The organism is Pantoea phytostimulans, assembly GCF_046118715.1.
Classification (GTDB): domain Bacteria; phylum Pseudomonadota; class Gammaproteobacteria; order Enterobacterales; family Enterobacteriaceae; genus Pantoea; species Pantoea phytostimulans.
The window spans coordinates 925,023-948,628 of sequence record NZ_CP173698.1 but is presented as its reverse complement, the minus strand read 5'-3'; the positions used below and the strand labels follow the sequence as shown (position 1 = coordinate 948,628).

Annotated in this window: 23 protein-coding genes; 12 read left to right on the top strand and 11 right to left on the bottom strand. The window is 48.5% G+C overall.

What is annotated here, in order from left to right:
• Nucleotides 1-117 precede the first annotated feature (117 nt).
• Both ACF2G4_RS04560 and ACF2G4_RS04555 read left to right on the top strand, forming a co-directional pair.
• Nucleotides 118-1,458, top strand: coding sequence for an MFS transporter (locus tag ACF2G4_RS04560; protein ID WP_409075582.1), 1,341 nt, complete (start codon nt 118-120; stop codon nt 1,456-1,458).
• On the top strand, nt 1,436-2,782 hold the full coding sequence (locus tag ACF2G4_RS04555) for an enolase C-terminal domain-like protein (protein ID WP_409075581.1): 1,347 nt from the start codon (nt 1,436-1,438) through the stop codon (nt 2,780-2,782). The genes ACF2G4_RS04560 and ACF2G4_RS04555 overlap by 23 nt, the downstream gene beginning before the upstream one ends.
• Before the next feature lie 59 nt (nt 2,783-2,841).
• Here ACF2G4_RS04555 and ACF2G4_RS04550 read toward each other — a convergent pair whose 3' ends face one another.
• Nucleotides 2,842-3,540 (bottom strand): CTP synthase, encoded by a 699-nt coding sequence (locus ACF2G4_RS04550; protein WP_409075580.1) that lies wholly within the window; start codon nt 3,538-3,540, stop codon nt 2,842-2,844.
• An 893-nt stretch (nt 3,541-4,433) separates the two neighbouring features.
• On the opposite strand from ACF2G4_RS04550, the gene dtpA reads away from it, so the two are divergent.
• The gene (gene dtpA, locus ACF2G4_RS04545) at nt 4,434-5,930 is read left to right on the top strand and encodes a dipeptide/tripeptide permease DtpA (RefSeq protein ID WP_243078034.1); all 1,497 of its coding nucleotides are present in this window, start codon (nt 4,434-4,436) and stop codon (nt 5,928-5,930) included.
• Between the two features lie 139 nt (nt 5,931-6,069).
• Nucleotides 6,070-6,675, top strand: coding sequence for a glutathione transferase GstA (gstA, locus tag ACF2G4_RS04540; RefSeq protein WP_215848285.1), 606 nt, complete (start codon nt 6,070-6,072; stop codon nt 6,673-6,675).
• A 31-nt stretch (nt 6,676-6,706) separates the two neighbouring features.
• On the opposite strand, the gene pdxY is transcribed toward gstA, so the two are convergent.
• The 4 genes from pdxY to ACF2G4_RS04520 all read right to left on the bottom strand — a co-directional run bounded on the left by pdxY (nt 6,707) and on the right by ACF2G4_RS04520 (nt 10,026).
• Nucleotides 6,707-7,567, bottom strand: a complete 861-nt coding sequence (gene pdxY / locus ACF2G4_RS04535; protein WP_215846902.1) for a pyridoxal kinase PdxY — start codon at nt 7,565-7,567, stop codon at nt 6,707-6,709.
• A gap of 54 nt (nt 7,568-7,621) precedes the next feature.
• Nucleotides 7,622-8,896 (bottom strand): tyrosine--tRNA ligase, encoded by a 1,275-nt coding sequence (tyrS, locus tag ACF2G4_RS04530; RefSeq protein ID WP_215846903.1) that lies wholly within the window; start codon nt 8,894-8,896, stop codon nt 7,622-7,624.
• Between the two features lie 140 nt (nt 8,897-9,036).
• Nucleotides 9,037-9,693, bottom strand: coding sequence for a pyridoxamine 5'-phosphate oxidase (pdxH, locus tag ACF2G4_RS04525; RefSeq protein WP_215846904.1), 657 nt, complete (start codon nt 9,691-9,693; stop codon nt 9,037-9,039).
• A gap of 18 nt (nt 9,694-9,711) precedes the next feature.
• Nucleotides 9,712-10,026, bottom strand: a complete 315-nt coding sequence (locus ACF2G4_RS04520; RefSeq protein ID WP_215846905.1) for an MliC family protein — start codon at nt 10,024-10,026, stop codon at nt 9,712-9,714.
• A 315-nt stretch (nt 10,027-10,341) separates the two neighbouring features.
• Here ACF2G4_RS04520 and ACF2G4_RS04515 point away from each other — a divergent pair, with 315 nt between their 5' ends.
• From ACF2G4_RS04515 to ACF2G4_RS04495, 5 genes are all read left to right on the top strand, one after another.
• A complete protein-coding gene (locus ACF2G4_RS04515; protein ID WP_215848286.1) occupies nt 10,342-11,592 on the top strand; it encodes a mechanosensitive ion channel family protein in 1,251 nt (416 codons plus the stop codon).
• A 108-nt stretch (nt 11,593-11,700) separates the two neighbouring features.
• A complete protein-coding gene (locus ACF2G4_RS04510) occupies nt 11,701-11,895 on the top strand; it encodes a hypothetical protein (RefSeq protein WP_243078036.1) in 195 nt (64 codons plus the stop codon).
• Between the two features lie 146 nt (nt 11,896-12,041).
• Nucleotides 12,042-12,293, top strand: coding sequence for a hypothetical protein (locus ACF2G4_RS04505; RefSeq protein ID WP_215846906.1), 252 nt, complete (start codon nt 12,042-12,044; stop codon nt 12,291-12,293).
• Nucleotides 12,294-14,324: 2,031 nt separating this feature from the next.
• Nucleotides 14,325-14,558, top strand: coding sequence for a YgdI/YgdR family lipoprotein (locus ACF2G4_RS04500; protein ID WP_215846907.1), 234 nt, complete (start codon nt 14,325-14,327; stop codon nt 14,556-14,558).
• Between the two features lie 15 nt (nt 14,559-14,573).
• Entirely contained in the window at nt 14,574-14,801 is a 228-nt protein-coding gene (locus ACF2G4_RS04495) for a YgdI/YgdR family lipoprotein (protein ID WP_409075579.1), read from the top strand.
• 861 nt (nt 14,802-15,662) lie between these two features.
• On the opposite strand, the gene ACF2G4_RS04490 is transcribed toward ACF2G4_RS04495, so the two are convergent.
• Complete coding sequence (locus ACF2G4_RS04490) at nt 15,663-15,941, bottom strand: hypothetical protein (RefSeq protein ID WP_409075578.1); 279 nt, start codon at nt 15,939-15,941, stop codon at nt 15,663-15,665.
• Nucleotides 15,942-16,225: 284 nt separating this feature from the next.
• Nucleotides 16,226-17,416, bottom strand: coding sequence for an MFS transporter (locus tag ACF2G4_RS04485; RefSeq protein WP_409075577.1), 1,191 nt, complete (start codon nt 17,414-17,416; stop codon nt 16,226-16,228).
• A gap of 204 nt (nt 17,417-17,620) precedes the next feature.
• Here ACF2G4_RS04485 and ACF2G4_RS04480 point away from each other — a divergent pair, with 204 nt between their 5' ends.
• The gene (locus ACF2G4_RS04480; protein WP_409075576.1) at nt 17,621-18,544 is read left to right on the top strand and encodes a LysR substrate-binding domain-containing protein; all 924 of its coding nucleotides are present in this window, start codon (nt 17,621-17,623) and stop codon (nt 18,542-18,544) included.
• Between the two features lie 21 nt (nt 18,545-18,565).
• On the opposite strand, the gene hchA is transcribed toward ACF2G4_RS04480, so the two are convergent.
• The 4 genes from hchA to ACF2G4_RS04460 all read right to left on the bottom strand — a co-directional run bounded on the left by hchA (nt 18,566) and on the right by ACF2G4_RS04460 (nt 21,585).
• Nucleotides 18,566-19,417 (bottom strand): glyoxalase III HchA, encoded by an 852-nt coding sequence (gene hchA, locus ACF2G4_RS04475; RefSeq protein ID WP_409075943.1) that lies wholly within the window; start codon nt 19,415-19,417, stop codon nt 18,566-18,568.
• Nucleotides 19,418-19,631: 214 nt separating this feature from the next.
• The gene (locus ACF2G4_RS04470) at nt 19,632-19,874 is read right to left on the bottom strand and encodes a hypothetical protein (protein ID WP_243078040.1); all 243 of its coding nucleotides are present in this window, start codon (nt 19,872-19,874) and stop codon (nt 19,632-19,634) included.
• Between the two features lie 265 nt (nt 19,875-20,139).
• The gene (locus tag ACF2G4_RS04465; protein ID WP_215846911.1) at nt 20,140-20,820 is read right to left on the bottom strand and encodes an SOS response-associated peptidase family protein; all 681 of its coding nucleotides are present in this window, start codon (nt 20,818-20,820) and stop codon (nt 20,140-20,142) included.
• 177 nt (nt 20,821-20,997) lie between these two features.
• Entirely contained in the window at nt 20,998-21,585 is a 588-nt protein-coding gene (locus ACF2G4_RS04460) for a CGNR zinc finger domain-containing protein (RefSeq protein WP_409075575.1), read from the bottom strand.
• 283 nt (nt 21,586-21,868) lie between these two features.
• Between ACF2G4_RS04460 and ACF2G4_RS04455 the strand changes: the two genes are divergently transcribed.
• Nucleotides 21,869-22,750 (top strand): alpha/beta fold hydrolase, encoded by an 882-nt coding sequence (locus ACF2G4_RS04455; RefSeq protein ID WP_243078042.1) that lies wholly within the window; start codon nt 21,869-21,871, stop codon nt 22,748-22,750.
• A gap of 450 nt (nt 22,751-23,200) precedes the next feature.
• The gene (locus ACF2G4_RS04450; RefSeq protein ID WP_409075574.1) at nt 23,201-23,557 is read left to right on the top strand and encodes a hypothetical protein; all 357 of its coding nucleotides are present in this window, start codon (nt 23,201-23,203) and stop codon (nt 23,555-23,557) included.
• Nucleotides 23,558-23,606: the final 49 nt, after the last annotated feature.

The window sequence follows — 23,606 nt, the reverse complement described above, 5'->3', positions numbered from 1 at the left end:
TGATAACAAAGCAGCCCAGGCCGAACGCCCAGTTTGGCTTGGGCCGATGCCTATAGAGCCTGTTTTTTCAGCCACCTACACTGCTCTCTCTAATTTCGTCGTCAATGAGGAAGAGAGATGGATACCGCTGTATCAACTCAGCACGATGCCTTGATCGCCTCCGCCATCAAAAAATTCTTTACCCGAATTATCCCGATGTTGGCGGTAATGCTGATCATCAATCAAATCGACCGCTCCAATATCGGCTTTATCAAAGCTGAACTGCAAACGGACGCCGGAATCAGCGCCGCTGCCTTTGGCTTGGGCGCGGGCCTGTTCTTTATCGGTTATGCGCTGTTCGAAGTGCCCAGCAATATCATGATGAAACGCTTCGGTGCGCGAGTTTGGCTAACACGCATCATGATTACCTGGGGACTGGTGGTGGTGCTGACCGGCTTTGTCACGTCGCCAGTGCAGTTTTACGCGCTGCGTTTTTTACTCGGCGTGGCAGAAGCGGGCTTTTTTCCTGGCGTGCTGTTCTATTTTCGTCAATGGGTGCCCAACGCCTGGCGTGGACGCGCGACGGCCATGGTGCTGAGCGCCACCGCTGGGGCGTTTCTGTTCTCGGGGCCGCTGACCGGTTCCATCCTGATGATGCATGACATTTTGGGCATTGCCGGTTGGAAATGGGTGATGTTCCTGGAAGGCGGCGGCTCGATTCTGGTCGGGATCGTTGCGGCAGGCGTGCTGGTTTCAAAACCCATGGATGCACGCTGGCTGAGCGAGGAGGAGAAACGCGCGCTGGCTCAACAGCTTCATAACGAAGATGTTGAGCGTGACCAACTCAACCGTGAGCCAGGCAAGATATCGCTGTTGCGCAATCGCAGCCTGCTGTTTTTCTGCGTGATCTTTTTCACCATGACCATGACCGGCTATACGTTGGTGTTCTGGCTACCACAGATTATTCAGCGTATTCAGGGCTTCAGTAGCTTTGGCATTGGTCTGCTGACCGCCGTTCCCTGGCTCTGCGCGATTATCGCCATCAACCTGTTGAGTGGTTTTTCCGATCGCCATCGCAATAAGCTGGATAAAGCGCTGGGAATGGCCATGTTGGTCGCGGCCTGCGGCACTTTTATGGCGACGTTGGGTTCACCCTGGTTTGGTTTCGTTGCCATGATCGTGGCGTGTATCGGGTCAAAAGTCAGTGCCACTTTCTTCTGGCCAATGCCGCAAGGTGAGCTTCCTGCTTCTATTGTCGCGCCAGGCATTGCGCTGGTGAACTCGATAGGTAATCTCGGCGGCTTTTTCGCCCCAACCGTTTTTGGCTATCTCGAAATGAAAACCGGTTCAACAACCGGCGGCCTGTATGCGCTGACCAGCGTGTCAATTATCACCGGTTTGTGGTTGTTGCTGCGCCGTAAACCTTCCCCGCCTTCCCCTCAACTGGAGAAAGATCATGTCAGACAGTCCAGTCATTAAAAGCATGCGCGTCATTCCGGTCGCCGGATACGACAGTATGTTGCTGAATATCGGCGGCGCGCATAACTGTTATTTCACCCGCATTCTGGTGATGTTGACGGATTCAGCAGGACGCACCGGCGTGGGGGAAAGTCCTTGTCACGCCTCAACGCTGGCATTACTGGAACGCTTTAGGTCACAGATTGAAGGCAGCGATCTGTTGCGCCTCAATGCGACCATCGGCACGCTGTTTGCCAGTGATGCGCGGGTACAGCAAAGTGCGCACACTGATGAGATTCATATTCCCCAGATGAATCCCGAAAAGTTTTACAATGCTGCTGCTGCGATAGAAGCCGCGCTACTTGACCTGTTGGGTCAACATCTCAATTTACCGGTTGCCGATCTGCTGGCCAGCGGTAAGCAGCGCGATCGCATTCCGGTACTGGGTTATCTCTTCTATATTGCTGACCGCAAACTGACCACAATGAATTATCAAACCGGCGATCAGCAGGGAGATGAGTGGTTTTGGTTGCGTCATCAGGCCGCAATGAGCAGCGAGGCTGTCGTCAGGTTGGCTGAAGCGGCGACCGAACGTTACGGATTCTGCGATTTCAAACTCAAAGGTGGCGTACATCACGCTGAACAGGAAGTGGAAACGGTTGAGGCGCTGTTAGCACGTTTCCCGCAGGCGCGCGTGACGGTCGACCCTAACGCCAGCTGGTCCCTGGATGAGGCCATTCGATTCGGTAAGCAGCTTGCCGGACGCATTCCTTATCTGGAAGACCCTTGTGGTGCCGAGCAGGGTTATTCGGGACGTGAAACGCTGGCGGAGTTCAAGCGCGCCACCGGCGTACGCGTTGCCACCAATATGATCGCCAACGACTGGCGTCAGTTGCACCATGCCTTGCAGCTTAATGCGATTGATATCCCGCTGGCCGATCCGCATTTCTGGACGATGCGTAATGCTCATACGGTGGCGCAACTGTGCAATGAATGGGGCTTGATTACCGGCTGTCACTCCAATAATCATTTTGACGTTTCGCTGGCAATGGTGGCGCATTTAGGGGCTGCTGCACCGGGCGATCGCATTACGGCCTTTGATACACACTGGATTTGGCAGGATGGTCAACAGCTTACTCATGAAGCGCCTCAGATTCGCGATGGGCATCTGGAATTGCCGCCTGGACCAGGACTTGGCATTACGCTCAATATGCAGCGCGTAGAAGAAGCCCATGCGCTTTATCAATCACTGCCAGATAAGAACCGCAACGATGCGCTGGGCATGCAGTTTCTGATCGATAACTGGACGTTTAATGCCAAGCGCCCTGCACTTTTGCGTGGCTGAACTCGCTTCATTGGATAGGTAAACCATAAGCCTGTGAGATTTCACAGGCTATTTCTGGCTTAACGTTGCGCCAGTGCAGCCTGCATCCAGGCCATCACCAACGGAGAATCTTTTTCCTGCAACGCAGCACGCTCCGACTGAAACAGCGTTGCCACAAAGAACGGATGATCGATCAGTTCAATGCCGCGCACATCACCCGCTAAATCCCAGGAAGTAATACGCAGATTATGGTCCGCCAGCGCCGCGCTGAATTCTGGGTTTACGCCAAAATTGCAGTGATAACCCTCTTCGCTTTTCAACGCGCCATACGCTTTAGCGATACGCGAGTCAGCTGTAAAGATCACTTCACCGCGCTGTTCTACCAGCGAGCAGCTTAATGGCGCAATGACCATTCTACCGCCTTGATCCGTTTCAGCATGGTTTGCATCCTGCCAGCCCAGCACATTGCGGGCATATTCAATTATCGCGTACTGAAAACCGCCGCATGACCCCAGGAAGGGTTTGTGGTTTTCGCGTAACCAGCGAAGTGAGGCGAATACGCCTGGATCATTTTTATAGGGGCTTCCTGGCACCACCCAAACTGCATCGCTCTGCTTGATCACGTCCAGATCACCGAGCGTTTCGGTGGGTATCCAGTTTGCTTCAACAGCGATGTTCAACTGGGCGGCAGCGCGATCAATGGCGAGCGGAATAGCCTGGTGGGCAACAGCGTTTGCACGGTAATCACCAACCAGAGATAAGCGTAAAGCAGAAGACATGATGAGATCCTTCAGGGGGAAATGACGAGGTTAGCGGAGTGTTAAGTTGTTGTCGAGAATGGCGTTGATGCGTGACATCAATGTGTTCAGTCGGAGATAAGGCGATGCGTAAAGCCGCCGTAAATACCGCCTTGTAGGCTCGTCCGCCGCATCCTTGTGGTGGACGCTTTACGGCACTGCCCTTATCTCCTCCTTGGTTTAGAAGGCACCTGCTTTTGCAACAGAAGCGATAATGAGCCTAAGTATGAAAAGTGAACGTTGGGAAAGCGTGTGTTACGCCAGGTCAATACAGGAATGGGCGTTCACCCGACACGCTTCGCTTTATGGCCTTACAAGAGGGCACTTAACCGGGTTATTTTTCGCTTATTAAATCGATAAGGGCGAAAAATTTTGGTGCGCAAATTTCAGCCACGCAAACGTTTACTTCTTTTTCTTCCTGAATTAAATCATCTGTTTGTGCGCAAGATCGCCATTCGCTCACTTATGCGTCAATCCCGCGCGTTGAGCGTACGCTATTTAGCCAAAAAGACCCCATAAGCCCTATTTATTCGGCAATTATGCTGCATAAATAACCTTCAGCAACGTATATAACCAGATAACACGCCAACAGCAGCTAATGCTATTTTTATCATCTCACCACCTCGCATCCATGCTTTTTATACTGGTATAATTCATCTAATCGAAATTTAAATCCGGTTAAGGGTTTTTTATAAGGATTTTAACCCTATCTTAACAAGGTATTACAGTGGTTAGAAAATTCTTGCCCTGCTGAGCTTAATCAGACAAATTAGGCGCCGCCTTTCCCTTCTAATAACAATCTTGCGCATGAAATGTTCACATGACGCAGACTTAATTCCTGTCACGAAGCAGGGTATGAAAAAACTGAGGTACTCGTGTCAACTGCAAACAAACACACTGATGAGGCTGTCAGCCTTAACGCGTTTAAACAGCCAAAGGCGTTCTACTTAATCTTCTCAATCGAGTTGTGGGAACGTTTCGGTTTTTACGGCCTGCAGGCCATCATGGCGGTCTATCTGGTAAAACAACTGGGTATGTCCGAATCTGATTCCATCACTCTGTTCTCCTCTTTCAGCGCACTGGTTTACGGCCTGGTGGCGATTGGCGGCTGGCTGGGCGATAAAGTGCTAGGCACCAAACGCGTGATCGTTTTAGGTGTCATGGTGTTGGCGCTGGGTTATGCGCTGGTGGCATTTTCTGGCCACAACGTGAGCATCGTTTATATCGGTATGGCGACGATCGCCGTCGGTAGCGGTCTGTTCAAAGCGAACCCCTCTTCACTGCTTTCGACCTGCTACCAGAAGGATGATCCGCGTATTGATGGTGCTTTCACCATGTTCTATATGTCGATCAACATCGGTTCGCTGTTCTCGATGATGCTGACACCGTGGCTGGCAGCGAAATATGGCTATAACGTGGCGTTCTCGCTGTCGGTTATCGGCCTGGTGATTACCCTGTTCAACTTCCTGTTCTGCAAACGTATGGTGAAAGATTACGGTTCTAAACCGGACTTCGCCCCGCTGAACATCGGGAAACTGTTGATGACGTTAGTCGGTGTGGTGCTGCTGGTTGCACTGGCCAACTGGATGCTGCATCACCAGTCGATTGCGCGTTTAGTGCTGGCGGTCATCGCTTTGGGTATCGTGCTGGTCTTCGCTAAAGAAGCGTTTTCTCTGCACGGTCTCGCGCGTCGTAAAATGATCGTGGCCTTTCTGCTGATGGTTGAAGCGATTGTGTTCTTTGTGCTGTACATGCAGATGCCAACGTCACTGAACTTCTTTGCTATCCGCAACGTTGAACACAGCATTCTCGGCATTACCTTTGCCCCCGAGCAGTTCCAGGCGCTGAACCCGTTCTGGATTATGCTGGCCAGCCCGATTCTGGCTGCGGTTTACAACAAACTGGGCGATAAACTGCCCATGCCGCATAAATTTGCGATTGGTATGGTGCTGTGTTCCGCTGCATTCCTGGTGCTGCCGGTCGGTGCAAAGTTTGCCAGTGATGCCGGTATTGTCTCGGTAAACTGGTTGATTCTGAGCTACGGATTGCAAAGTATCGGTGAGCTGATGATTTCGGGCCTGGGCCTGGCGATGGTGGCACAGCTGGTGCCGCAGCGCTTGATGGGATTCATCATGGGTTCATGGTTCCTGACCACCGCAGGTGCCGCCGTTATCGCCGGTAAAGTGGCGAATTTGATGGCCGTGCCAGAGAACGTAACCGATCCGCTGATCTCGCTCGTGACTTACAGCAAGGTATTCCAGGAAATTGGTATTGCTACCGCGGTCATCGCGCTGCTGATGCTGATTACTGCACCATTGCTGAACCGTATGACGCAAGATCCGCAGCAAAAAATGCAGAAAGCCGAAGCGTAAGACTTCAGTTTTCACTCAGCCGGGCTATGCCCGGCTTTTTTGTTTTTGTCCTACGGGTAATTCCCTGATCCTCATCACTGGCAATTCCGCGTTGACGATTTATTATGCAAAGATCCCATCGCAACCTGGAGTCAACATGATGAAACTCTATTGCAAGGCAGGTGCCTGCTCGCTCTCACCGCACATCGTAATGCGTGAATGCGGGCACGACTTTACGCAGGTGAATGTCGATTTGGCGAAGAAAATAACCGAGCGCAGTGAAGATTACTGGCAGATCAACCCTAAAGGACAGGTTCCCGCGCTGGAGCTTAATGATGGCACCGTGCTGACGGAAGGCGTGGCGATTGTGCAGTATCTGGCTGATTTGAAGCCCGATCGCCATCTTCTGGCCCCCGTTGGCAGCCTGACACGCTATCACACTCTGGAATGGCTAAGCTTCATTAGCAGCGAACTGCACAAGCGATTTAGCCCGTTATTCAGCTCGACGACACCCGAAGAGTATAAAGCGCTGCTACGCGCGCAGCTGGAGAATAAATTCAGTTACGTCGATGACGCGTTGCGGGAGAAGCAGTGGCTAATGGGGCTGCGTTTTAGCGTGGCAGACGCTTATCTGTTTGTCGTCACGCGATGGGCACATGCGATTAAATTAGACTTGTCTCACCTGGATGCACTGGAAAGCTGGTTTAGTCGCGTGAAGGAACGTCCAGCGGTACAGGCGGCGCTGAAGGCGGAAGGGTTAGAGTAGAGACAAGGGCCGACAAGTCGGCCCTTTTGCGTTATAACTTCTCGGCAGCAAAGTGCTGCGTAGGTTGCGCAATCGCATCCTGCGCGGCGACCAGTTGCAGTTCATACTCGCCCATTTCATGGGTTTTCAGCATCACTTCATATACCGCTGCCGTGACGTGCTCTAGTGCATCTTGCAGTGACTTGCCGTGCAGCAAATCGACCAGCAACAGGCCGCTGGTTAAATCACCGACGCCAACCGGTTGGCGAACACCAAAATCCACCAGCGGGCGGCTGATGTGCCAGGCTTCATCGGCAGTAACCAGCAGCATTTCAAAGCGATCGCTACGACGTCCGGCACGCGCCAAATGTTTAATCAGCACCACTTTCGGCCCTTGGGTAATCAGCTGACGTGCTGCGTCCACGGCGGTTTCCACGCTGGTGACAGTGCGCTCACTGAGCATTTCCAGCTCAAGCAAGTTCGGCGCAATGATATCGCTGGCGGGTAAAGCCATCTTGCAGTGAAATTCCGCCACGCCAGGCGCAACGATGCAGCCTTTTTCAGGATGTCCCATGACTGGATCGCAGAAATACCATGCATCCGGGTTGGCCGCTTTCACCTGACGCACGATCTCAAGGATCTGCTCGCCCTGCTCGGCTGAACCGAGATATCCGCTCAATACCGCATTGCAGGTTTTGAGGCGATCGATATCCGCAATGCCTTTAACGATATCTGTTAAGTGCGTCGCAGGCATTACCGTGCCGGTCCAGTGACCGTATTGCGTATGGTTGGAGAATTGAACCGTGTTTAATGGCCAAACGTTTGCGCCCATGCGGCGCATCGGAAATTCCGCTGCCGCATTCCCGGCATGACCAAAAACAACGTGAGACTGGATTGCGAGAATATTTTTCATTTTACCCTGTACTGCCCTTGCCATAAAAAAGGGCCGAAAGTCGGCCCTGAAAGCTTACTGCCAGTTGATCAGGCAGTAATGTTTTTTACCGCGACGCAGCAGTGTGTAGCGGTTAAACAGTTTGTCAGTATCACTGAAGCGATATTCGGCGTCAGACTGTTTTTCACCGTTGAGTGCCACGGCATTGGAACCAATCATGGTACGAGCCTGGCCGCGTGATGGCACCAGCTCCGCTTTCACCAGCGCCTGTTGCAGATCGTCCTCAGCGCCCAGCGAAATGGTTGGCATGCCATCCTGCGCCAGCTGCTCGAAATCTGCCTCAGTCATGTCGTTGACCGAGCCAGAGAAGAGGCTTGCGGTGATGCGTTTAGCGGCGGCTAAGCCCTCTTCACCGTGTACCAGACGCGTGACCTGTTCAGCCAACACATATTGCGCACGCGGCGCGGTACCACTGTTTTTGTCCTCTTCTTCCAGCGCATTGATTTCGTCGATGCTTAAGAAGGTGAAGAATTTCAGGAAACGATAGACGTCAGAGTCTGCGGTGTTGATCCAGAACTGATAGAACTTGTATGGGCTGGTTTTCTTGGCATCGAGCCAGACCGCGCCGCCTTCAGTTTTACCAAATTTGGTGCCATCCGATTTGGTGATCAGGGGAACGGTTAAACCAAACACCTGGTTTTGATGCAGACGACGCGTTAAATCGATACCCGAAGTGATATTGCCCCACTGATCGGAACCGCCGATCTGCAAAGAAACGCCGTGCAGTTCGTTCAGGCAGGCAAAATCGTAGCCCTGCAACAGGTTGTAAGAGAATTCAGTGAACGAGATACCTTGATCGTCACGGTTCAAACGCTGCTTCACCGCTTCTTTATTGATCATCTGGTTCACAGAGAAGTGCTTACCGATGTCACGCAGGAAAGTCAGCACGTTCATGCTGCCAAACCAGTCGTAATTGTTGGCCGCGATGGCACTGTTACTGCCGCAATCAAAGTCGAGGAACGGCGCGACTTGCTTACGGATTTTCTCAACCCATTCACCTACGGTGTCGCTGGTATTGAGTTTACGCTCTGCGGCTTTAAAGCTCGGATCGCCAATCAGGCCGGTAGCACCACCGACCAGCGCAACCGGCTTATGTCCGGCATCCTGAAAACGCTTCAGGCAGAGCAGCGGTACCAGATGGCCCAAGTGCAAGCTGTCAGCAGTGGGGTCAAAGCCGCAATAGAGCGAAATTGGCCCTTGCGCCAGTTTCTCTACTAACGCGTCTTCATCCGTCACCTGGGCGATCAAGCCCCTCTCCTGCAATTGTTGTATCAGGTTACTGCTGGTCATCACTGACTCCAAATTGATCAGACTGCACCTAGGCTGGTACACAGCTTTCCGCTGAGTTGCGGAATCAAAAAAAACGAGGGCTATAGCATAAAGCGCTGGCGACTTCTGTGCCAGCGTTGAAAGGCGAGAAAGGTACAGTTTTAAGGCGCGAGTCGGTCGATTTTCCAGCCATCGCTTTCACGTTGATAGATGAAGCGATCGTGAAGACGATGTTCACCGCCCTGCCAGAACTCAACGGTATGAAATTTCACCCGATATCCGCCCCAAAAACTCGGTAAGGGCACTTCCCCTTGCTGGAATTTTTGCTTGAGCTCAAGGAATTTTCCTTCCAACACGCCACGCGCAGAGATGCGGCTCGACTGTTTCGACACCCATGCACCAATTTGGCTGTCTCGCGGCCGGCTGTGGAAGTATTTCAGCACCTCGAGCGGTGACAGTTTTTCGACTTCACCCAGCACCATTACCTGACGCTCAAGAAAGTGCCACGGAAAATGCAGCGCAATGCGCGGATTGTTGGCTAACTGCAGCGCTTTACGGCTGCCAAGATTGGTATAGAAAACCATGCCTTGTGCATCATAATGTTTGAGCAACACGATGCGTTGGTAAGGTTGTCCATTTTCATCCACCGTCGCGACAGTCATGGCGGTAGGATCGGGCAACTGGGCTTCGCAGGCTTGCTTCAGCCAGTTTTCGAACAGAACCAGCGGATCGTCGGGCAGATCCTTACGGCGTAATCCGCCGCGGGTGTACTCGCGACGCAGATGGGAAATAGTTTGAAAAGATGCGCTGTCGCTCATGATGATGACTCTTTCAAATTAATTGGCAGGTTGCAGCTCACAATCGTTGACGACAATCTTATCATTACGCTCGATAAATGCGCCGTTGCCCTTTGACCAGAAAACATAATTATCGTCGCTGTAACGCGTGCCAGAGGCGGACTGAGTCTGCTTCAACGTGAGCGGCTTGCCATCCATAATAAAGCTGACTTGCTGTTGCGCATTATCCAGCGTGACAGTCAGTGGCAGCGTTCCGCAACGATAATGCAGCGTTTTTGGCTGCTCGGGCTGCGTGTGCATCAAACTGCACCCAGACAAAACCAGCACAGCGCCAACGGTTAATCCTTTCAACATGGTGGGATCTCCTGAGCAAATGGTGACAACATTATAAGAAGGAATGAATGTTAAGTAAGTCAGAATCCACACTAATCACCGTCGGAGTGAGGTAACGAAACGTTACTCGCGCTGTTTTAGGCTCATGCGATGGGGCATGACTGTTGCAGTGGCTTTACAGGCGGAGGTGCTCATCGCCTCAAATGAGTGAATAAAGGCCCCGCCAAACTGTCAGTACCTCTCAGCAACGCCTGTTCATTTTACGCATTCGCCGCATACACTTTCCTGCCTGAATATGTTTGAATTCGCCCTAACATTTTTAGGCATATGGTTATGATGAGTTACATTAAGGATTTAACGAATTTCATTGAGGGCAATGCGTTTCTTTCCGCCACCTTCAGCATTATTTTATTAATTTTGACAGGTATGATTGCGCACCTGATCTGTAAATTCTTTGTGGTTAAAGTGGTGAGAAAAGTCTTTTTTAGCAGCCATAAAAAAGATGTCCCCCTCGATAAAGATGTCAGAATTTCGGAGAAACTCTCGAATTTTATCCCAGTCATTACCGTCTATTATTTTCTGCAATTTATGCCGGAACTTCCCGAGCATTTACTTATTGCTATCAAAACCATTTGCGGCATTTTGTTCTTTATTTATCTTTCACTGTTTTTTACCGAAGTGCTGGAGATCGTTAATAACTCCTATTCGAAAAAGTCGAAACGAAAAAATCACTCGATTAAGGGCTACATCCAGATAGGAAAAATACTGGTTCATATCCTCTCCGCGATCATGATTCTGGCGATTATGTCTAATAAGTCGCCAGCGATTATTATTTCCAGTTTGGGTGCTGTGGCCGCCGTCTTGATGCTGATCTTTCAGCATACTTTGCTGTCACTGGTGGCAAATATCCAGGTTTCCTCCAATGATGTGCTGCAGCTCGGTGACTGGATTGAAATGCCTGAAAACAGTATCAGCGGCGAAGTGATTGATATCGCCCTGCACACCATCACCATACGTAACTGGGACAATACGATTTCCCGCATTCCGACTAAAAACTTTTTGACGGAAATCTATACCAACTGGCAGGCGATGTTCTCCTCCGGCGCGCGGCGCATCATGAGAAGCTTCTATTTGGATCAGCGATCGGTGACTTTCGTGAATCAGGAGATGCTTCAATCGATGAGCCAAATACGTGCGGTCAGTGAGCCGCTTTCGGTGCTGCTTGATGGTCGTGATATCACGGCCGTTGGCGACCGCTGGTTTTTGGAAAATGGCATTACCAACCTCACTGTTTTCCGCAAATATCTCACCGCCTATCTTTCTCAACGTGATGATATTAATAAAGAGATGTATATCGTGGTGCGTGCGTTAAAGCCTTCACCCGATGGTTTACCGATCGAAGTTTACTGCTTCACCTCCTCCACCTTGTGGATCGATTACGAGAACACGCAAGCAGAGATATTCGAATACATCTATGCCATTGTCGGCTACTTCGATTTGCGGCTCTATCAGCACCCGGCTGGCACTGATTTCTCACGCCTCTCACAGCAGGCTCCGGCAATCAATGCGCGTGATAACCACATTTGATACAGAACGGCCTGAGTCGTAGCAGGAGGGCATCAGCGATCACGATGTTTTATTCATACCTTCGGCTGGGCTGCCGATACTCTCCTCAGCGTATGGGGAGAATTCAAAATGAAAAATTATGGCGCAGCCTTGGCCGCGATAGGTCTGTTTGCCTGGTTTACCTTGCTCTTAGCGTGTTTTCGCAGAGCACAAGAGACGGGTTTCAATCCGCTGCTCACCCTCTTACTTTTATTACCGGGTTTTTATTTCATTTTGCTCGGTGTGAATGCTTTAAAGCGCATGAACACCCCGCCCAGCAAGTAGCGTCGATAAGCCTACACACCAGGTTTACTTAACCCGCAAGCGTAATAAAGCCCGCCAACGTGCGGACAGGTCACTTTAGTGCGACACTGCGCTTGCCTGTCGGGGAGCCGCTTGACTATTCTGTCTGTTTTAACAGTGGAGGTAATATGTCAGACGAAGATCGCATCAAGAACCTTGAAGACACGGTGCATCAACTGAGAATCGAAACCCACGTATTAAGAGAAATTATGGGGCAGCAGATCGCCCTCAATAATCTTAACTACAAAGGCAAATTCGATGACGTGCTTGAAGCCTTGGCCAAAGAGTATGCAGGTCGCGGCCTGGATGAAGGTGATAACAGAGACATTCACGACGCTGTTCGTCAGTACATTAAATATGAACCGCCTTCAATGGATTGACAGTGCATCTCAGGCCACGTTTCAGGTGGCCTGCCTTTTCCTTAAATTTTGTCGTTCGGCATCAGGCTAGCGTCTCTTTCCCGCCTTTTATTTATCGTCATTATAAATTTTTAACCTCTGAATCAGTTTTACACAGCGCTTTATTTTTCCTTGGCTGTTGAAAAATATTTAGCACAGTGCCTTTTAAAGATAATTCTTAGTAACCGATTTCAGGCTTAGCAAGTAACTGTAATAAATAAAAATAACCAAAAGATACTTTTTAATTGCATGATTAATAGCTCTGTTTTTTTAAAAAAAGTCCCTACATCTTGTTTAACGTTGTCTATATTCAAATAGCTCAGTGACGAAATCCGCTCCGGTCGCAGAGCATGTACTAACTCCTACCCTTTAGCCCCCAAATCAGGGGGCTTTTTTAATCACTTCTTTAAACAGTATTTTTATTGCAACAATAAGATTGAACACCTTAATTAACCTCAAGACCGGCTGCCCTTACAAAGCATTGTGGCTATCTCTTTAACTCACGTTACGCAAGATTATTTTATGCTTCCCGCGCGACCCTATCCTTAATCAGCTTGTGGCTAAAAGAGGGTGTTATAACCAGCCCTTTCATGACACCTCAGACCACACAATTTGCACCGGATAAAATTGTACAAGCCTACTCTTTTTGTATAACGTCATGCGGTGGCATTCAGCCACGCGTAACGAACGATGCATTGCATCGCCTCTGCAGGTGTTATGGATTTCTACCTCCAGAGGCTTTTTTTTCCTGTCATCTGTTTTGAATAGACCTTTTTTCTTACTGTATCAAAGCATTATTGAGCCTTCCCTTTCCTGATTTCAAACCCCTGATTACACGTTCTTGGTTTCAAATTCCGGGTTTTAATTTCCCAGATTTATTGCAAACAGCTTATTTCTGCGTCTCAGTGTCATTACCTCATCGCTCTGATTGCCAAAATTAGAATGACGTCAGTAATTTTATAAAACACCTTTCTCTTTTTTTCTGTAACCCTGACGCTGATAAGAGCTGAAAGCGTCACGTAAACTGTTAAGAAATCATTAATTTCTCTTTGCTTTTGTTAATTTTTATTTCAATTAATACGATACTTAAATTCCACATTTCACAACCTATTGAATACAATACTTATCCCAAAAATTAGCCAGCTAACCTTTAGATGGAAAACCTTTTTTCCAAAGATCAGCCCTCTAGACCGATTAGCGCAGTATGTTACAGTGAGGAAACTCTTTGAGTCATGCCTTCACCAGGGAAATGATTTAAGAGAGATTCTAAGTTCGACAATTTCTTATATTTTCCTCTCAAAAGAGAGGATTTTTTTTGGAAAAAACACGCGCTTTTAAACGCCTCGCTCATCACTGAAAATGGATATTCGTTACCTCTGCCGTTTTTATTAACGGGCTATGCAGAAGTAAAGAGGTCTCTTTTATTATCCTGCTCCAGCCTAAAACGCCTGCCTGTAAAACGTATTCAACTTCGACAGCCTCAGAGAAATGTAAATTTTTTTGACGTATTGGCTGTCAGCTTCTTCACTGTAGAGGTCAGGTATTTATCAGGAGAAATAACAATGACTGAGCTATTACATATTCTTTCTGTTAGCGCGATTGTGGCAGGTATTTATTTAATCGACTGAACGGCTACTTAACAGCATAGCAGCCCTGCTCAGCATTAATGTAACGCAAAATTTCCGAAGAATAGCGTGAAATTGACGTAAGCAGAGCAATCAGTCATTTATTATTGGCAATAGTCGATTTGAAAAACAAAATAGTTGCAGTAAAAATAGCATAAAATTCAAATGTAAATTTAAGCTTGCAACGTGTTTAATTGTGAACACCACGTGCTTATAAAAACGCCGTTACTTTTGCAATAAATGCTTTTAACAAGACTCTATATAGCCAGGATTATTCTATCTTTCTGATTTTGTTGCTTAATTATTATCCAGTCACTTAATTCAAAGAGGAAATTTTTCACATATTGTCTACGCTATTAAGGTCTGTTTTTAATTCAAGGAGATGAAAATGAATATGAAATCCCTTTCAACTGTTGCTTTATTGGTCATTTCTTTAGGTACGCTTGCTGGATGTGCTGCCAACCAATCAATTAAGACCACAGATGGACGCACAATCGTGACTGACGGCAAACCTCAGATCGATAACGATACCGGTTTAGTCTCTTACAAGGATGCACAGACTGGCAAGGAAGAGCAGATCAACCGCAATCAGATAAGCAATATGAGCGAACTTGATAACTAATATAAGGTGACTGATATGAAAAAATTCCTGATTTTACCGCTGGCAGCACTATTGGGTATGGCTGCATTGACGGGTTGCACCAGCACAAGTTATGCCATTCATACCAATGATGGCCGCACGATCATCAGTGACGGCAAACCTGCAGAATCAGATGCAGGTTTGCTGGCTTACACCGACGCTAACGGTGTTAAACAGCAGATTAATAAAACCGATGTAAAATCGGTTTCAGAAGTACCGAAGTAATTATCGAATCGATTCCCCCAGCCGCCTCAGGGCGGCTTTTTCTTTGTGGCGTTACAGCAATGATGAACTTTTTTACTCAATCCCTGTATTTTTTTACGATTACGCTATGATTTAAGCGCGACAGGCGATCTCTCGCTCACGGAAAACCGGTCTGTAGATTACGCTTTACCAGAAGATAAGTGGCATCTGGCTCCGAAGTGGGTGAAACACAATTGATTGATACGCGCCCCAACAGCAAACCATTTACATCAACTTCACAGTTAAGTGACTTGTTACTCAGAGGCCCTCATGAATACAGTATCCAATGCATCCATGGTGTCATCGGCATTGACCTTACTGCTTTCGCTAACGAAAAAAATTTCGGATAAGCGAGTGGAAGTATTCAGCGGATATCCTGCCAATTGCAGTACCTGGCTGACTATTTATCATCGTCGGAAATCAGACAGCTGGTCTTTTGAATGGTATGACAAAAGTGGATGCAGGCGCCCTGCTGCCTTAGGGGACGTTTCTGTTTGCTTGATGCGTGAGGTCACTGACAGAGGCGCATCCGATGCGGAGCATATGTATGCGCGCAGATTGCTAGAGAAAACCGGGTTTTATGATGCCTGATAGGCGCAGGTTCAAGTCGATTTTTGATCCTGCCCTTGTGGTTTAGCGCATGTACTGCGTCGTCAAAAGCGTCCGTGAATTAAGACCATCCTGTCCGACTTGCTTTCCTGATGAAGCCCTGTGCAGAAAAACAGGCTGTTAGCGCTCTGTTTTATCTGCAAGGGCTGATTTATTTATTCGGCCAGCTTAATTCTTTCTGCTGTTTACAGTAAAAAGGGATTATTACATCTCATCGAAATAGGCTGGCGAATATTATTTAATGGAAAAATCAATTTCACCTTCATGATACCTATCGCGTTGTTGTTTCCTGTTCTCACTATTTATCTTTATCAACCACAAACTAAACTGCTTAATAAGCTGATTCGCCTCAGCTTCGTCTGCAGCAGAAGTAATAAACAGTTTGCCTTTCGCATTACTTGTTTGGTCAGTTACGTATATTTCATAATCTGAACCATATTGGCTACTGATGACTGCTGAGAAATGAAGTGTGGACCAAAGCTCAATCCTGGTTTGAAACTGCTTAAAGTTCATTACATCTACCTGGTTCTATTATCATTACGCCCAAACGCAATCGATCTGGTCGGGCCAGGTAAATAATAGTGTAATCGCTCGCCGCAGCAGTGATAAAAAAAGCTTTTTTTCAACCTCATCTAACGCATTGATTCAACGCTTAGCAGAACAGTTGTTGCCTGCTTTCATTGGCCTGGCCGCACTGTGTCAGCCAGACCCGCCGCCATTCATGTGTCAGATGAAACTTTTCATTACGCCGGCCTTATTGATCGATAAACAATCAGGTCAGCGCCTGCTTCACAAATCTATTTTTTTTCACTGCGTGCTGTCAGTAAGGTGATAAACGCAGCCAGCAGCAACAGCGCGGCGCTTAAGGCAAAGGTGCTTTGATAACCGCGATGATCAAACATCAGGCCACCGGCGGTTGAACCGAGCGCAATGGAAAGTTGCACCACCGCGACCATCAATCCACCTCCCGCTTCGGCATCGTTTGGCAGGGTTCGTGCCAGCCATGTCCACCAGCCAACAGGAGCTGCAGTGGCGACTAATCCCCACAGCGCCAGCAACACCATTACCAGACCGGTTTGATGACCAAAATCAATCAGCGTAACCGCGATGATCGCCATCGCGACTGGAATCACAATTAAGGTGAGATAGAAGTTTGCCCGGAGAAACAGGCCAATCAGTAAAGTCCCCATAAATCCTGATGCACCTATCACCAGTAACGTCAGAGATAAGGTGGAGACATCAACCTGCGTGATATTTTCGAGGAAGGGACGCAAATAAGTGAAGAGCGCAAATTGCCCCATAAAAAACAGGCCGCAGCCGAGCAGCCCGCTAACCACTAAGCGGCGAGACAGCAGGGATATCACCCCGCCACGCTTTTGCTGCGCTTTATCCATGGCCAAGGTCGGTAAACTGATCCATTGCCAGATAAAAGCAACTAAAGAGACGGGGATCAGGCAAAGAAACGCGCCTCGCCAGCCCATCATCGCGCCGAGATAGCTGCCTAAGGGTGCGGCGATAACCGTTGCCAGCGCATTACCGCTGTTAAAAATTGCCAGTGCTCGCGGCACGCTGGCGCTGGGTACCAGACGAAGAGCAGTAGCCGCCGACAGTGACCAGAAACCGCCGATGGCTACACCGATCAACGCTCTGCCCGTCATATAGATAACGTAGCTGTTTGCTAAAGCGATTACCGCACTTGAGGTCATCATCAATGCCGTCATAGCCAAAAGCAGCTGTTTGCGATCCAGGCTACCGGCAACGGATGAAATCAGCAAACTGGTCAACACCGCCAGCGCACCGGAAATCGAGATTCCCTGTCCCGCCAGCCCTTCGCTGATGTGAAGATCCTGAGCAATAGGACTCAGCAAACTGACTGGCATAAATTCTGATGCCACCAGCGCAAAGACACACAATGTCATCGCCAATACACCGCTCCAGCAGGCCGTTTCCTCAACTTCTTTTTTTACCATCTGTATCTGATCAGTCATAACTTTCCTCGGGCGCCATTATTGCGCAGGTAAATTTCAGGCAAGCCGAAGCCTTTGCGTGCACCAAAAGGAATACGCAGAAATTTTAAAATGTAGGGGGATAAAAGGTGTCGTTAAAATTCTACAGAAGTCGCACAGCAGGACAAGCTAATGAATGCTTACTGAGGTTATAAGTGACATTTATAAATGACAGGGGTGATCGGCATGATCAAACGTAATCTCAATGACCTGCTTTCCTTCGTTACCGTGGCACGCGAAGGCAGTTTTACCCGAGCGGCAGCCCATTTGGGCGTGACTCAGCCCGCGCTGAGCCAGGCGATTACTTCTCTGGAAAACCGTTTGAAGATTCGCCTGTTAACGCGTACCACGCGCAGCGTATCGCCCACCGTTGCTGGAGAACGCTTATTGCTGGCGATTGGGCATCGATTCGATGAAATCGAGACGGAACTGGAGATTCTTACTGAACTTAGAGAAAAACCGGCCGGCACAGTGCGCATTACCAGTGGTGATCATATTTTACGTACCACGCTGTTACCGAAACTCACGCCTCTGATGCATCAATATCCGGATATAAAAATTGAGTTCAACGTGAATTATGGTTTCACCGACATTGTCGCAGAAAGATTTGATGCGGGTGTGCGTCTTGGCGATACCATTGATAAAGATATGATTGCTGTACCGATTGGGCCGCAACTGCGAATGGCGGTTGCCGCCTCGCCTGCCTATTTCTCACAGAACCCGCCTCCCCTTACGCCGCGCGATCTTATGCAGCACAGTTGTATCAATGTACGGATGGTAAGCGGCGGCGGGCTGTACGTTTGGGACTTCGAACATCAGGGTAAGCAGGTGAACGTTCGGGTTGATGGGCAAGTGATTTTCAACACCTCTCTGCATGTGGTGGATGCCGCGTTGGCGGGGCACGGCATTGCCTGGCTGCCTGAAGAGGAGTTTTCGCCTTATCTTAGCGAAGGTAAATTGGTGCGGGTGCTTGAAGAGTGGTGCCCCCCTTTTGCTGGCTATTACCTCTATTACCCCAGCCGTCGCCAGCCGTCGCCGGCATTTTCGCTGGTGGTTGATGCATTGCGCGTTAAAGGCGCATCGATGCGCATTGCTGGCAGCGAAGCGTAATACGTTGTGCCTTTGCGAGCGTCATTCACCATGCACTTTTAACAACGTCTCTGCCGCAAGTTTACCTAACGCGTTAGCGGCAAACGGACTATCCCCGGTGAGTACTTTGCGGTCTTTATGCACCGTGCCTTTTATGTCGTCGTTTATGAGTTTAAGACCCAGCGCTTCCAGTTTTTCACCAAAATACCAGGTCAGATGTCCAGGCATGTAACCGATATCCGGCGTTTGCTTGTCAATAGCATCAGGGAAAGCAGCGATGGCGTAACCCTGCAGTGGGTTATCGCCTTTATCCAGAGAGATAAAGGCCGCAGGCCCATGGCAAATTGAAATCAGATGGCGATCGTTTGCCAGCGTCCAGCGGATAGCGTCAGCAACTGCCTGGCTTTCAGGCAGACCAATCAAAGCGCCATGTCCACCAGGAATAAATATCCCCGCATAGTCTGCGTGAGGATTGAGTGCCTTAACCACTTCGCTCAACTTCAGAGGCGAACGAAACAGCGGCAAGCTACGGTTAAGAAATCCCACTACGGCTTCATCCTGTTCTGGCATGGCCCAAAACTCGAACTTGACCATTTGCCCTGAGAGGGTAGCAACGTCAAAGTTAAAACCCGCCTGATGCAGGTGATACAAGGGAAGCAGCGTTTCAACCGGATGGTTCCCGGTTGAAAAGAGCGTATCGTTTTCAAGCGGCAAATACCGCTCATCGGTGCAGATCACCAAAATTTTTTTATTGCCTGCATAAGGCTTTTCGTACTCGGTGTCATTGAGGTCAGATTTAGGCTGCGTAAACTGGCTGAGCGAATACGCTGAAGGAAAATAGGCGTTGTGTTCCGCTTTATCGGGTGTGGGTAATTTGCTGAGTTCGGCTGACATCATTTTATCTCCATGCTAGTTACGGTTAAGCATAGAACATCGCAGCAGTGCATTTTGAAACCACAAACCATGTTGACGGGCTTATGTTTTCTGTGTGCGTTCGCTGTTGCTTGGATGAGTTATCTTATCGTGAAGTCAGCAGCAGCCGATGCTGATAAGGGTTACTGTGTGTTTTCGCACATTAAGCTCATCGGCTGCATTGCGTTTTTTGGGGTTAGCTTTTGACTTCGACCAGTATCAGCGGGCACTTCTTCACTTTGCATGCCTGCGAATAAGCCAGTGAACAGACAGAACAAAGGTCTCTCATTGATTCATATTCATACTCCATGAAATAACGGAACCGTCCGCCGCAAGAGTCCGTTCTCCAAAATCTTTGCGGCTCAAGAATTTCATCCAACTGCATGAATGTCAGGGCTGATGGGTTATGAAACCCGACTCGTACACGATATGTGGTCATGACCTGATTATTCCTGCACAACCCCTTCCCGGCCAGACGGTATTTATTTTCAATGCGATAGCCTTCGCTTATCAGCTCGGCTGATAGCTAATGCCTGTGGAGAGAACCATTCACCGTTAACGGTTGTTATTGGGCACGGACGGGAATGCGCATTGAACTGCTGCAGGTAATCAGCACGCTCGGATTACTAGCCACTTTACAGTCGCCTTTTAGCCGCAACAAAAGGCGTAATCAGGATAAGTTGCGGTGTCGTTTTAATAGGCAATCAAACCAGGGGATGATCAATTCTCTCTACTAACTCTGCCCCCTGATGTTTAATGCTGCCGACGGCTTTATCAACCGGATGCCAGGCAAACGCCTTTTCCGGCAGTGCGGCGTCTTGCGCAATTTCTTCCGCACGTTCAGGCGTTGTTTCAGGGCTTAGCCATTCGGCAACGGCATCCGATGAGAGCACCAAGGGCCGGCGATCGTGAATATCGACCATGCCTTTATTGCTGGCCGCCGTAATAATCACAAAGCCTTCATGACCATGATCTTTGTCGTAAGGCGCTTTGCCGATGGCCGCAAAGAACAGCGGCTGCTTGTTCTGGTGATAGATAAAATAGGGCTGCTTGTGGCTGGCATCTCTTTTCCATTCGAACCAACCGTCAGCAGGTACAACAGCGCGTCCATGGTGCCACAGCGGTTTAAACATACGACCACTCGCTGCCGTTTCGCCGCGCGCGTTGATCAGCGGTTGTTTATGCCACCAATCTGGACCATAACCCCAGTAAACCGGATCCAGATGAAGATGTTCATCTCTTTCATTCAACAGCAAGACTTTAGTGCCAGGTGCAACGTTAAATCGCCCTATTGGCTGCGGATCGTAAATGATTTCGTCATCTTTGATTTTTAACGCATCAAAATATTCATTTCTGCTGTTGTACTGCGCAAAACGTCCACACATGGTGTTTATTCAACGATGTGATTGCTCAATATTCAAAGCATAGCAAAGCAGAAAATGAATTGGCGTTGAGCATAATTTTCATGAGGCATTATGCATAACGTCGTCACTGGCTGGCGGTGTTAAGCCAGCGAATGCGCAGCGTATCGCGAGCCATACGTTGCAGAACAACGACGCCATCTATTTTTGCTGCTGACGGAATCGAGCGACTTTTGCTCGGTTACCGCACAGCGCCATGCTGCACCAGCGGCGACGATGTGCTTTGGTGCGGTCAAAAAACCAAAGCGTGCATTCTGGATGTTCACATTCACGCACCAAATTGAAATCCTTTTCTGCGAGCAGCGAAGCAGCAAGATCCGCCATCGGCTCCAGCCACTGAGCGGGCGTTTGATTAGCATAAATTCGGGTAATTCTCAGCGAACCCTGTTCGTCCGTGACAAGCTTTTTATAACTGTTTGCCAGCGCCAAATAACGGTTCAACTCTTCAGGATGAAGCCGCTCACCCTTTTTTTTGTGCAATACCAAACGTCTGATCGTTTCGCGCAGTTGGCGCGCTTCCTGCAACAGTGCGCCGGATTCATATTCGGTTGAGTCGGATAGCCCGTTCAACCCAGCTTGTATGAACCAGGTTTTAACATCGTCATCTGTTTGGAAAAAATCATGCGGTTGTCCATCGACCTGCGCCACTGTATTGATGAAATCAAGCGCAGCATGATCCGCGAGATACCACGGGCCGCTTCCTGAGTGCGTTTGAACAAGAGAAGACATTGAACACCCCAAAACTGTAAAAATCTATCGCCATCGTAACCGATAAAATCCCATTTGAACAGTTACTACATAGCCTGATCAACGACTTAAAAAATAAAAATAGTGTCTCGATATCTGCATATGCCATTGATTAGAAATATTTTTATAAAATAATTTATATAAGAATCGCTTTGGCAAACTCTGTAACCCTTAAATTAGCAATTGACTGGTTACAACAGGCGCGCATACTGAACGCCGTAACCACTAAATCTATTTTTAACAGTTACCTTTAAGGAATATTGCCATGACAATGAATCAGCATTTCCCGGTGCGCTATCAATTTGCCAAAGCCGATGGCGTCCGGGTTTTCTACCGCGAAGCCGGTGAACCTTCTCATCCCACCCTGCTGCTATTACACGGCTTTCCAAGCTCCTCTCACCAGTTTCGTGAGTTGATTCCTTTGCTGGCTGATAAGTTTCACCTGATTGCCCCTGACTTGCCCGGTTTCGGTTTAACTGAAGTTCCTCCAGAACGTCATTATCACTACAGCTTCGATTCACTTGGCCAAACCTTAACGGACTTTGTTGATGTTCTGGGGCTGGAAAGCTATGCGTTATATGTCTTTGATTACGGTGCACCTGCGGGTTTGCGGCTTGCCCTTAATTATCCTGAACGGGTAACGGGTTTCGTTTCGCAAAACGGTAATGCGTATCTGGAAGGATTAGGTGACGCGTGGGCACCGGTTCAAGCTTACTGGGCTAATCCCAGTAAGGAGAATCGCCAGGTTGTTCATGACGCCATATTGAACCTGGAAGGCACGCGTTGGCAGTATCTGCATGGCGTAACAGAGCCGGAACGCGTCGCGCCGGAAGCGTATTATTTGGATGCTTTGTGGCTTGAGCGTCCCGGCAACAAGGAAATTCAGCTCGATCTGTTTCTGGATTATGCAAACAATCTGTCACGTTATCCCGATTTTCAGGCTTTCTTCCGTAAAACGCAGTTACCTGCGCTGATTATTTGGGGGGAGCACGATCCCTTCTTTATTCCACCGGGCGCTGAAGCTTACAAGCGTGATAATGCCAATGCGGTGGTTGAGCTGCTGGATACCGGACATTTTGCGCTTGAAACCCATGTTGGTGTGATTGCCAAACGCATCCGCGACGTGCTTGGCGGTGAACAACGTTGATCCTTTTTCTGAAACTGCCGTGCGCGTCATGGCAGTTTTACCGTTAATAAACCCAACCGATAAAGCGATAAATGTGCTCAACGCTTTTTGCTCTGTGACCTACCTAGCAAATAATGCAGATTACCCGTTGACCGTTAACACTCAGGTTATAATTGGTTGGAAGATTGTGAAAACCGTTGCCCTTTCGTTATTAGCGTATTCGATGAGAATCTTTTTTTAAAATGACGCATTAATATTATTTTCAATATGTTTAATGTGAAGATTTTTAACAGACGGTGTATAACCATCCTAATAATTACGCTGTTCTTTTTTGCATTGAAAATGCATTGAGCATCAATCCTCAGGCAAAGCATTAAAGATGGATATGTGCTGCCTTCACCTGACAGATGAATATGCGGTGAAATGACAGCAAAATTAAATAGGTAATTCAGCGATCGCTAGAGGTTTACTATGATCCAGCTCCGAATTCCTTTTCTGGTCATTTCACTGTTACTCACCGGTTGTCAGGTTACACCTGATGACGCAAGAAATAAGCCTGCTGCTTTCCAGATGCATAGCAATAGATCTTCTCAGCAATTAAGCGAGTGTATTTATAACGCCTGGTCAACGACTGCCGTTATTGCTAAAGATGAGACATCTCATATCGAAAAAACAGAGCAGGTAACCAGCGTGTATACCTGGGAAGATTCGATGTTTGCTGATATCTATTCAAGAGGAAAAGGGTCTGAAGTGAAATTCTATAAAACCTTTGAAATGGGTGATTCCGTGCAGAGCGATCGTCTGTCACTTCTCAAAGCCTGTCTGTAATGCGGTGAATGGCTGATACGATTCTACGCGCACGGGTACTAACCCGTGC